The sequence below is a fragment of the Candidatus Dormiibacterota bacterium genome, assembly GCA_036495095.1.
GTDB lineage: Bacteria > Chloroflexota > Dormibacteria > Aeolococcales > Aeolococcaceae > CF-96.
The window spans coordinates 1-11,164 of record DASXNK010000050.1 but is presented as its reverse complement, the minus strand read 5'-3'; the positions used below and the strand labels follow the sequence as shown (position 1 = coordinate 11,164).

9 protein-coding genes are annotated in these 11,164 nt (G+C 73.0%); 5 read left to right on the top strand and 4 right to left on the bottom strand.

Features of this window, described 5'->3' with window-relative positions; translation table 11 throughout:
- A partial coding sequence (locus tag VGL20_05525) for a UvrD-helicase domain-containing protein (GenBank protein HEY2703131.1) occupies nt 1-3,103 on the top strand: 3,103 nt, incomplete at its 5' end.
- A gap of 13 nt (nt 3,104-3,116) precedes the next feature.
- Here VGL20_05525 and VGL20_05520 read toward each other — a convergent pair.
- The 3 genes from VGL20_05520 to VGL20_05510 all read right to left on the bottom strand — a co-directional run bounded on the left by VGL20_05520 (nt 3,117) and on the right by VGL20_05510 (nt 7,010).
- Entirely contained in the window at nt 3,117-4,109 is a 993-nt protein-coding gene (locus tag VGL20_05520; GenBank protein ID HEY2703130.1) for a DUF6569 family protein, read from the bottom strand.
- 61 nt (nt 4,110-4,170) lie between these two features.
- Complete coding sequence (locus VGL20_05515) at nt 4,171-4,569, bottom strand: hypothetical protein (protein ID HEY2703129.1); 399 nt, start codon at nt 4,567-4,569, stop codon at nt 4,171-4,173.
- Nucleotides 4,566-7,010, bottom strand: coding sequence for an AAA family ATPase (locus VGL20_05510; GenBank protein ID HEY2703128.1), 2,445 nt, complete (start codon nt 7,008-7,010; stop codon nt 4,566-4,568). The genes VGL20_05515 and VGL20_05510 overlap by 4 nt, the downstream gene beginning before the upstream one ends.
- 190 nt (nt 7,011-7,200) lie before the next feature.
- Between VGL20_05510 and VGL20_05505 the strand changes: the two genes are divergently transcribed.
- From VGL20_05505 to VGL20_05490, 4 genes are all read left to right on the top strand, one after another.
- Nucleotides 7,201-7,920, top strand: coding sequence for a class I SAM-dependent methyltransferase (locus VGL20_05505; protein HEY2703127.1), 720 nt, complete (start codon nt 7,201-7,203; stop codon nt 7,918-7,920).
- Complete coding sequence (locus VGL20_05500; GenBank protein HEY2703126.1) at nt 7,917-8,651, top strand: hypothetical protein; 735 nt, start codon at nt 7,917-7,919, stop codon at nt 8,649-8,651. The genes VGL20_05505 and VGL20_05500 overlap by 4 nt, the downstream gene beginning before the upstream one ends.
- A 198-nt stretch (nt 8,652-8,849) precedes the next feature.
- Nucleotides 8,850-9,536: a hypothetical protein gene (locus VGL20_05495; GenBank protein ID HEY2703125.1), complete on the top strand. Its 687-nt coding sequence runs from the start codon at nt 8,850-8,852 to the stop codon at nt 9,534-9,536.
- 35 nt (nt 9,537-9,571) lie between these two features.
- Nucleotides 9,572-10,084, top strand: a complete 513-nt coding sequence (locus VGL20_05490; GenBank protein HEY2703124.1) for a hypothetical protein — start codon at nt 9,572-9,574, stop codon at nt 10,082-10,084.
- Between the two features lie 392 nt (nt 10,085-10,476).
- On the opposite strand, the gene VGL20_05485 is transcribed toward VGL20_05490, so the two are convergent.
- A complete protein-coding gene (locus tag VGL20_05485; protein HEY2703123.1) occupies nt 10,477-10,620 on the bottom strand; it encodes a hypothetical protein in 144 nt (47 codons plus the stop codon).
- Nucleotides 10,621-11,164: the final 544 nt, after the last annotated feature.

Here is an 11,164-nt window from a genome sequence, read left to right as displayed (position 1 = left end):
AGACCTCCGGGTCCGCGTCCGCGAGGGGCTCGAACGGGCCACCGCCGACGAGGGCCGGCCGCAGCCCGAGCGGGACCATTGCGCGGTGGCTGCGAGCGAGGTGGAGCGCGCCCGCATCGAGACCATCCACGCCTTCTGCTCGGCGCTGCTCCGCATGCACCCGCTCGAGGCCGGCCTTCCCCCCGACTTCGAGACCCTCGCCGCGCTGTCGGCGACCATCGACCTCCGCGAGCGGTTCCGGCAGTGGTTCGCCGGCCTGGTGCCCGGCGACCCGGGGAGCGAGGCGGTGCGCCGCGGCCTGCTCCTGGGGATCACGCCCGCGAGCCTGCTCTCCCTGCTCGACGCCTTCAACGGGAACTGGGACCTGCTGGAGGCGGCCCCACCCTGGCAGGCCCGGCTGCCCGGCGACCTCATCCCGGCGGCGCGGCGCATCGGTGACGACCTGGCCTCGGCCATCCGGGAGACGGCTCACTGCCACACGCCCGACGCCCTGTCCGCCCGGCTGCTCGCGCTGCGGCCGCTGGCGTCCCGCCTCGAGTGCGCCACCACCGTGGACGATGCCCTCGCCGCGCTGAGCCTCGTGCACCTGTCCCCGAGCCTCAACGTCGGCAACGCGCACAACTGGCCGAAGGGGATCTGCAAGAACGTCAAGGACGCGCTGAAGGAGGTGCGCGAGGAGGTCGCCACCCTTGTCGGGGAGTCGCGGACCGCGGTGGTCTGCGGGATCGCAACCGGGCTCCGCGAGGTCGCCCTCGCGTACGCGGAGGAGCGGCGCGCCCGCGGGCTGGTCTCCTACCAGGACCTGCTGGTCCGAGCTCGCAACCTGGTGCGCGACCATCCGGCGGTCCGAACCACGCTGCGCCAGCGCTGGGACTGCATCGTCGTCGACGAGTTCCAGGACACGGACCCGCTCCAGGCGGAGCTGGCCTTCCTGCTGGCCGGCCTGCCCGACGCCCAGGCCGGATTCTGGGCGGACCTGGCGCTGCGGCCGGGCACGCTGTGCGTCGTCGGCGACCCCAAGCAGTCGATCTACCGTTTCCGCCGGGCCGACATCGCCCTCTATGCAGCGGTCGAGGAGGCCCTGACCGCCTCCGCGGCAGACGCGCGCGCCTCGCTCCAGGTGAACTTCCGCTCCGGCCGGCGCATCGTCGAGGCGGTCAACGCCGCGTTCCGGGGCGAGGACGGGCTGATGGGGCCGTCCGGCCAGACCGGTGTCCAGGCCACCTATGTCGACCTCATCGCCCACGCGCCGGAGGTCGACGGCGGGGTGCATGTCTTCGGGGACGCGATCGACGTCCGGGCGCCGGAGATGTGGCGGGAGGAGGCGCGGTCGACCGCCGCGGTGATCGCTCGCATCCTCGCCGACGGGTGGACGGTGGGGGAGGGGGGCAGCGAGCCGGATCCCCGCCCCTGCCGCGCCTCCGACATCTGCATCCTGATGCCGAGCCGCACCAACCTGCGCAACCTCGAGCGCGCCCTGGAGCGGGCGCGCATCCGCTTCCGGCTGGAGAGCGGATCGCTGATGGTCGCCACCCAGGAGGTGCGCGACCTGCTCAACTGCCTGCGCGCCGTCGACGACCCCACCGACCAGGTCGCCCTGGTCGCGGCGCTGCGCAGCCCCGCCTACGGCTGCAGCGACGTCGACCTGCTGCGCTGGCGCGAGGCCGGCGGACGCTGGTCGTACGAGCGGCCCGGCGCCGCCGAGGTGTCCCGGATCACCGCGGCGATGTCGGACCTGCGCGAGCTGCACGCCATCCGGCACACCCTGTCGGTACCGGCGCTGGTCGAGACGCTGATCTCAGGCCGCCTGCTGCGCGCCGCGGCCGCGGACGACTGGCGCCCGCGGGAGACGCTCCGCCGGCTGCGCTACCTCCTCGACCAGGTGGCTGCGCTCGGCCGCACCGGACGGACGACACTCCACGACGCCGTCGAGCATCTCGAGCGACTTGCGCGCGACCCGCACTACGACAGCGTCACCGCCGGCGGCGACGACGAGGACTGCGTCCGGGTCATGACCATCCATGCCGCCAAGGGCCTGGAGTTCCCCGTCGTCGTGGTCACCGGTCTGGGTCGCAAGCCGCCTGGCAACCGAGGCCAGGTCACCACCGACCGGGCCGACGGGCGGGTCGAGATCCAGCTGTCGAAGGACTTCGCGACCCCGGGGTGGGAGGCGCTGGCGGTGCGCGAGGTGGCGATGCAGGACGCCGAGCGGATGCGCCTCCTCTACGTGGCGCTCACCCGCGCCCGCGACCACCTCGTCATCAGCCGCTATCGAACGGCGAGGGGAGGGGACCACACCGACGTCCACGCGCTCCACCAGCGCCTTCGCGCCGTGGAGGGCATCGCCGTCCTCGACACCGAGCACCCGGCCGCCGCCGCTGTACCGCTGACACCGCCGGTCGCGGTGGAGCCGGACCCGGACACCCATCGCCGCGACGAGGACGCATGGATGGCCCGGCGTGCGGAGCTGATCGCCGGCTTCAGCGCGTTGCGCGCGACCACGGCGACGGCGGTGGCGCACGAGCCGGAGGCGGACCGCGTCGGTGCCCCCGGCGACGTCGCCGCCCAGCGGCGCGGCCGGGGTGGAACCTCGCTCGGCCGGGCGGTCCACGCGGTGCTCCAGGTCGTCGACCTGAGCTCGCTGGAGGGGCTGGCCGGGCACGCCGCCGCGCAGGCGGCCGCGGAGGGCATCCCGGGACGGATTGCCGAGGTGGAGCGGCTCGTCCGGGCGGCGTGTGAGAGCTCGGCGGTGCGCCGGGCCGCGGGCTCGCGTCACTGGCGGGAGATGCCCGTCGGCGCGCTGGTCGACGGGGTCGTCGTCGAGGGGTTCATCGACCTGCTCTACCAGGACCCGGACGGGCGGCTCGCCATCCTCGACTACAAGACCGACGCCGTTGCCGCCGGCGGTGTCGACGCGCGGTTCGACCGCTACCGGTTGCAGGGCGGTGTCTACGCGCTGCTGACCGGGCGGGCGACCGGACGGGAGGTCTCCCGGATCGAGTTCGTCTTCGCCGCGGCGGGGGAGACCCGGACGATCACCGATGTGGCGGGGGTCGTCGCCGAGGTGCGAGCGGCGCTCACCCCGGTACGGACCGGCGTCTGAGCAGCATTCCCGCTCACCGGGGCAGCTCGGCCTGGCCACCGCGGGCAGGGGCGGCGAAGGCGGTGAGGTGGACGACCCGGCCGCCGGCCACCAGGGCGGTCGCGGTGCAGTCGGCGAGGGTGAGGGCGACCGTCGAGCCCAGCCCCACGGCGGGATGCACGGTGGCCTCCGCCACGGTCAGCGCGTGGAGCCAGGCGGCGACGTCGCCGGTGGTCACCGGGCTGGTGTCGAGCGCGTCGGGGCGGAGGGCATCGGCGGCATAGCTGCCGACGATCCGCCGCCAGAGCCGCCGGAAGGTCGTCGACCTGTCCACCAGGTCCGCGCAGCGGGGCCGGCCGTCGACAACCGCGACCACCCCGGTCTGACCCGGCATCGGCCGGATGCCGGCGAGCAGGGCCCGGATCTCCGCGTCCCGCCGGAGGTTGACGTCGGAGTACGCGTGGGTCGGCGAGTCGATCGCGTGCCCGTCGAGCTCCTCCTCGACGCCTCTCCACACCGCGCCCTGGTCGGCGCGGTACGAGCCGGAAGCCCGCACCCCGCGGACCACCGACTCGCTCGTGAGCTGGCGCACCCGCGGGGAGAGCAGGTAGTCGTCGCTGCGAACGAACGCCGACCGGCGGTTCCAGCGGCCCTGCTCGACGCAGGCGACGGGGACGAGCGTGGTCGTCCCGGCGGGGACGAGGATGGTCGTGGTCAGGGTGCGGTTCTGCTTCAGGCCGACCAGCACCTCGCCCTCGATGAGGAGCACCGGCCTGGTGGCGGAGTTGGTCACCAGCAGCTCGGGAACCGATCCCGCCTCGTCGACCTCCGCGACCTGGACCAGGTCCATGCCGGCGGCGTGGGCGAACAGGAGGTAGGGGAGAGCGCGCGCCTCATGGAAGAGAGGCACCAGGGTGAGCGTGCCGGCCGCCTGCGCGGGGCCGACGCGGATCGCGCCCGGGCCGGCGGGATCCAGCAGCCGCTGGACGATCGTCGAGGCGTCGGTGGTCTCCATGTCTCCCCCCACCGCAATCCTGCGGTCGTCGATTCTTCGTGACTGCCCGAAGTCTCGGCGCGGGTGGCGACAGCTACGTGTCGCCTCGGGCGGATCCGACTGCGCCGCACCGTCGCTCGACCGCATTGGCCAGGTCCCAGACGTCGGTCAGCCAACCGTCGAGCTCGTCGTGGGTCGGCCCCAGGTCGTACGGCTGGTGGTGACAGGCGCGGCTCAGCGCCCACCACGCGTGCGAGGCTCGGCCGGCCACCTCGGCGTCGCCGAGGAACGTCGGTAGCGACAGCAGCTGGCAGCGCATCGGCGTCCACTGGACACCGTCGGCGCATCGCGTCCAGAGGCGCTCGAGGCTCATCTCGAGAGCCTGCCGGCCGAGCAGCGCGGACGCGCGTGGCCAGAGACCTGCGGTGTGCTCGTCGGCCATGGTCAGCAGGTCCTTCGCCGACGCGACCAGACCGAAGGGGTCGTCCTTCACGGCAGCGTCGCCAGGTATCTCGTGAGCCGCTCGGTGGCACGGGTGAGCTGGACGAGATCGCCGGTGTCCGGCTCGTGGGCGCCGTGGCGGGCGCGTTCGAAGGCCTCCGCCTCGATGGCACCCACCCGGTTGCGGATGCGGTCGATGACCCGGTTCCCCGCCTTCACGTCGTCGACGAGGGCCAGCGCCATCCACATGTTCACCGTGGTGACCCCGGCGAACTCCCGCTCGATGTCCTCGTGCGACCTGCCGTTGCGCAGCCGGCGCTCGCGGACGAGGCGCATGCAGGCCGCCTCGAGCGCCGAGCGGCAGAAGCCGGGAACCACCCTGGCCGCATGGACGTTCCGTTCCTCGGTCCTCGCAACCGCGAGGGCGTCCTGGATGTAGCGCGCGACCGGGTCGTCCACCGGCCGGATCTCCACCTGGGACCGCTCCCGCCGGGTCACCTGCAGCACGGTCACCGGGATCCCGAGGTACCGGACGGCCTCCGGCAGCCGCTCGTCGTGGGTGAACACGATCACCTGCCTGCGCTCCGCAGACGCCGCGAGGCAGCGCGCGAGGCCGTCGATCTTGGCCGGATCCATCGCCTGGACCGGGTCGTCGACGGCGACGAACCGGAACGGGCTCTCGGGCAGCAGCGCCCGGGGGAGGAACAGCGAGAGCGACAGGCAGTTGAGCTCGCCCTGGCTCATGACCCCGAGCGCGGGGCCGGGAGCGCCGTCGACGGTGACATCGAGGCTCACCCGGCGCTGGGTGCTCGCACCCTCGAGGCGGATGCCCCCGAGGTCGACGCTGCTCTGCTGACGGAGCAGGGACCAGTTGCGCTGCGCCAGGTCGGCGATGGGCCGGAACCGCTCCTCACGGAGGCTGCCGGCCGCGTCCTTCAGCCACCTCTCGGCAGCCTTCAGCTCGGCGATCAGGGGAGCGGCGGCCTCGGCCCGCCGGGCGCCCTCGAGCCAGACGGTCAGGTCGCGCGCCACCGGCCGCCACAGGTCCTGGCGGCGGAGGATCTCCCTCGCAGCAGCCTCGCTGAGGTCGTGGGCCGCCCTGGCCAGGGAGGGGTGCGCGATGAGCAGGTGCTCGCCGAGTGCCGCCGGAGCCTGCGGGCCGTCGGCCCACGCCTGCCAGGCGGCGATGAGCTCGGCGGCGTCGAGGCCGACCTCCGCCGCGCGCTGGAGGGAGGCGGGCGGGTGGCTCAGCAGGCGCCGTGCGACGGCATCGGCGCGGGCGAGCGCAGCGTGGGCGGCGTCCGCCTCGGTGGCCTCGCGGCGCAGCCGCGCGACCTCCGACTCCACGGTGATCCGCCACAGCGGATTGAGGGCGGCCTGGGCGCCGCAGACCGGGCAGTCGGCGTCACCGTGGAGGGTGTGCAGCTCGAGGGACTCCTGCAGCAGGCGGGCGGTTCTCCGCGCTCTGTCGGCGTCCGTGCCGCCGACGGCGGCGACGAGCCTGGAGGCGCCGTCGAGCTGGACGGCGGCCACCGCGACCTCGTCCTCCGCGGGGACGCTGGAGCGGGAGAGCTCCTCGAGCAGCGTCAGCTCCGTCCTCGCGGCTCCGCCTCCCGCCTGGTCCTCGATCGCGGAGGCCAGCGCGTCCAGGTTCCAGCTGCGGCCGGCCAGCGCCGCGAGGCATGCCCGCGCCCGCTCGTCGCCGGCCGCCTCGAGACGCGCCCTCAGCGGTCCCAGCGCATCGACGACCGCCCTCTGGGCCTTCTCGCGGGTCAGGCGTTCCTCCGCCAGCAGCCGGGCCGTGGTGGTGACGTCCTCGAGACCCAGCACACCCGCGAGGGCGTCGTGCAGGTCGCTCGGCCGCGCGTCCAGTCGCGTGCCCACCTCGTTGTGGGTGAGGAAGGGCCGGTGGGTCGCCAGGGCCGCCCGCCAGCCGATGCTGTCGAGCTGCCGGTCGGGCGTGCCGTTGACGGTGAGCGTCGATGCCTCGAGCTCGGCGCCGTCGGGCCACGACCGGGCCAGCGTGTGGACGGCGGATGCGCCCTCGAGGAGGAATTCCGCCGTCACCTGGGTGTGCTCGTGGTGGAGGTTCCGCCACGCCCCGCTCCACACCTTGGACCGGCCCTCCCATCGCTGGTTGTGCCCGGTGAGGAGGATCTCGAGCGCCTCCGAGAAGGACGACTTGCCGCTGCCGTTGCGTCCCACGACGAGGGTGAGGCCGGGCCCGGGGTCGATCCGGAGGGTGGCCGGGGGTCCCACGCCGCGGAAGCCCTCCACGGTGACGCTCCTCAGGTAGGCGCCCGGGGGCTCCACGGCGGACGGCTCGGCGGGTGTGGGTGACGGGCCGCGGGTTGCGGTGTCGGGGGAGGCGAGGGCGGAGTGGAGTGCCTCCGGCCCGTCATACGCGGCGAGAACCAGATCGGCGGCTCGGGTGCCGGAGGGGGGTGACTCGTAGAGGCGGCGCTCGATGAGCTCGCGAAGCGTCCGATCCACCGCAGCTGCGCCCTACCTCTCGGGGAGACGGTGCTCGGGGTGGACGCCACCGGCCGCGACCCGGCGGAGCAGGTGGAGGGTCACGTGATCCACAGGGGGCGGTCACCGAATCTCATGGCGGCGTCAGGGTACCCAGAAGGCAGCGTCACGGGGCCCAACCGAGCCGCTCGGTTCCGTCTACTGTCGGCCCATGCAGAGCACCGACCCCGCCGGCTTCGCCCGCCGCCTGTTCGCGCCGCTCCCCCGGCGCTACGACCTGCTCGTCGACCTGCTCTCCTTCGGCCAGAACCGCCGCTGGCGGGGGGCGATGGTCGATCGCATCGCCGCCGCCGCCCCGACCACCGTCCTCGACGTGGCGACCGGCACGGCCGGCGTCGCCCTGCTCCTCAGCGAGCGCACCGCCGCGGGCGTGGTCGGCCTCGACCTCACCGAGGCGATGCTGCGGCAGGGGGTCGAGCGGGTCCGCGGTCACGGCCGGCAGGAGCGCGTCCGGCTGCTCGTGGGCCGCGCCGAGCAACTGCCCTTCCCCGACGCCAGCTTCGACGCCCTGACCTTCACCTACCTGCTCCGGTACGTCGCCGACCCCGCAGCCACCCTGAGCGAGCTCGCCCGCGTCGTCCGCCCCGGCGGGACCGTCGCCAGCCTCGAGTTCATGGTGCCCGCCAACCCGCTCTGGCGAGGCTGCTGGTGGCTGTACACACGCCTGCTCCTGCCCGCCTCCGGCGGCCTCTTCGGGCGCGGGTGGTTCGAGGTGGGGCGCTTCCTCGGGCCGAGCATCTCCGGGCACTACCGCCGGCACTCTCTGGAGTGGCACCGGCGTGCCTGGGAGGCTGCCGGGATCGAGGCCGTCGGGGTGCGGACCATGAGCCTGGGCGGCGGCCTGGTGATGTGGGGGAGGAGGGCCGGTTGACCGGCCGGGACGGGCGGCCCGCCTTCTATGCGGCACGGCGCGGCGGCCTCGGGCAGTGGTGGACCCTGCTCCACCCGCCCTACACTGCCTGGCATCTCTCCTACGTGGTGATCGGGGCCTCGCTGGCGCCGCGTGTCGACGGCGTCCGGCTGCTGGCCACGCTGCTCGCGTTTCTCCTCGCCGTCGGGATCGCCGCCCATCTGCTCGACGAGCTCCAGGGCCGGCCGCTGCGCACCACCGTCCCCTCCGGCACCCTGGTCGCGGTCTCGGTGGCCGCCCTCGGCGGAGCAGTGGGCGTCGGGGCGGCCGGGGTCGGCCGGGTGGGGCCGGCGCTCATCCCCTTCATCATCGTCGGGGTGCTGCTCGTGCTCGGCTACGACCTCGAGCTGGCCGGCGGCCGCCTTCACACCGCCGCGGGCTTCGCCGCGGGCTGGGGAGCGTTCCCGGTGCTCACCGGCTACCTCGCCCAGACCGGCGGGTTGAACCCGGCGGCGGCGCTGGCGGCGGCGGCGGCCTTCGGGCTCAGCCTGGCACAGCGCCGGCTCAGCACCCCGGCGCGGCTGCTCCGTCGCCACGTCCGCGAGGCGTCGGCCCAGCTGGTCCTCGACGACGGGAGCGTGGTCCACTGGGACGCCCGGGACCTGCTCTGCCCTCTGGAGCAGGCGCTGCGGGCGCTCTCCTGGTCGATGGTGGCGCTCGCGGCGGGCCTGGCCGTGGCCCGGCTCCGCTGACGGCGCTCCGCGCGGCGCTGGTCGAGGTCGGAGGCACATAGTCGAGGTTCAAAGGCTCGCCGAAGAACCCGAGCTGGATGTCGTCCCGCGGCTGTGGACCCGTTGCTGCCCAAACAGCTGCCTGTTCGGTCATGGCGTGCCCTGTGGCGGTGCCTAGCATGGAGGCGACGCGAGCAGCCGAGTAGGGTGGGTCATCGGATGTCCAACGCCATCAGCGCCGTCTCCGCGGTGCAGTTCTCCGACCTCGGCGCAGCACAGCGCTGGTTCGAGCTGATAGGAGAGGAGTGCACCCCGGAGATCACCTGGGATGAGTTCCGAAGCGCCCTGATCACCCGGGGAGCAGAAACCGTGGGCAGCGGGTACGCCGAGGCCTTCGTCCAGCATGTCGAGGCCCTGGGCGGCGATCCCCTCGACACGGTGAAGGAGATCGCCGCCGATACCGGCTGGGCGTTCAACTCCTACGCCGCGGCGCTGGGCGCCGACCCCGCCGAGACCGCCACCGTGACGGAGTACGAACCCGCCGCGTGGGACGCCTACCTCGCCGAGAACGGCCCCGCATGGGACGGAACCGAGGGGCAATGGGAGACGTTCACAACCTGGTTCCTCTACCACGCCGGAGAGCAGGGCCTGGCCACTCCGGCGCAGGCCTTCATCGACTACGTCGTCGCGCAGCCCGACCGTGTGGCCACCTTCGCCGCCTACGGGGTCTCCATTGCCGCCCCGGCCCCGGGCGGCGTGTCAGAGGAGGTGGTCGAGCTGATCGGTCGCGCCGGGCTCGACGACCTGCTCGCCAGCGACCCCGAGCTCGCCGCGCTGCCGGCGGACAAGCTCGACACGCTCCTCCGCGAGACCCTGGCGGAGATGGGAGAGGCAGTCGGCGGCTGACGGCAGCACGCACGTGTGCACAGGAGAACAACGCGATGATCGACATGGCCGAATTGAAGCGAAGGCTTGCGCAGAAGGGGAAGACGCCCGCCACGCACGTGAACGCCCCGGCTGCGGCCGCCCCGGGCAACCCGCGGACCTTGATCGAGCAGGACGCCGCGCTGATCGGGCATCTCGACGCCCTGTGGGCACAGTCGAGCTCCGCCACTGCATCCGTGCCGGGCAGCCGTGCCGCCCAGGGTCCACTCGTCGGTGCCGGTGTCGCCGCTGGCCCGCAGTCTCTCAAGCACGAGCACGGGTGCTGGATCATTCAGCGGGCCGACGGAACACTGAGGTGGCACGATTGGCCGGTCGGTCAGCGCGATGCCATGACTCCTCCGGCTCCGAACCTTGGTCCAGGTGAGATCGTGATCGCGGAATATCACACGCATCCGAACAGTTCAGACGAGGGGTACAACAACGGCCCCAGCCAAGCGGACATCGGTGCAAAGGATGCAACCCATGTGGGGATCTGTCGTTCTGCCGTCGGCGGCCGCCACTGGTACTGACCACGCCGGCGTGCAGGGCGCTGAGCGGGAGGTCGGTGCGAAGGTGGTCGGCCATCGACCATCCCACGACGCGGCGGGAGTAGCAGTCAAGGATCGCGGCCAGGTACAGCCACCCCTGCCAGGTGCGGATGTACGTGATGTCCGCGACCCACAGCTCGTCAGGGTGGGTCGGGGCGAAGTTGCGCCGCACCAGGTCCGGGAGCAGAGTCAAGGGGTCGCCGACGGTGGTCCGTCGATACCGTCGAGGGTGGCGGCCGACGAGGCCGGCGAGGCGCATCAGCCGCGCGACGCGCTTGCGACCGTGCCGAGAGCCGCACGACCTCAGCTCGGCCTCACCCGCGGTGAGCCATAGGTCTGACGGCTCCGGGTATGGATGGTGGCGATCTGCGCGGTCAGTGGACGTCAGCGCGAGCGCGATCAGACAGCGGGTGGTCGGACCAGTCGTAGTAGGCGGTGCGGGAGACCTGAAGGACGCGGCACAGCGTCCTGACGGCATGGTTGTCCTTCTCCACCTCGATGAACCGATACCGGCTCACCGGGTCTCCCGGGCGAAGAAAGCCGCCGCCTTCTGAGGATCGTGCGCTCCTCTTGCAGCACTCGGTTCTCATGCCGGAGCCGCACCAGCTCGGCGCGCTCCGAGGTGGTGAGGCCGTGGCGGATGCCACCGTCCACCTCGGCCTGCTTGACCCAGTCGCGGACCGCCGTCTCCGTCAGATCGAGATCACGGCTGACCTCAGGGATGGTCTTCCCGGACGTCTGGACGAGGGCGACCACCTCGGCCTTGTACTCGTCGGTGAACTGTCGACGCGGTCGTCGAGCCATCTGGACCTCCTGCGCGGGGCTGAGCCCCACATCATGGTGGTCCGTCCTACCGGGTCAAGGCCAACCACGACCTCTGTCTGATGGACGGATCGGGAACCGTGCTGGGTAAGGGCCGGATTCCTGACGGGCTGGAGGGTCTGCGGCGCATCCACGAGCTGATCGCGGCACACACCGACGACGCCGAGAGGGTGATCGTCGGCATCGAAACCGACCGCGGTCTTCTGGTGCAGGGCCTGGTGGCGGCCGGATACCGGGTCT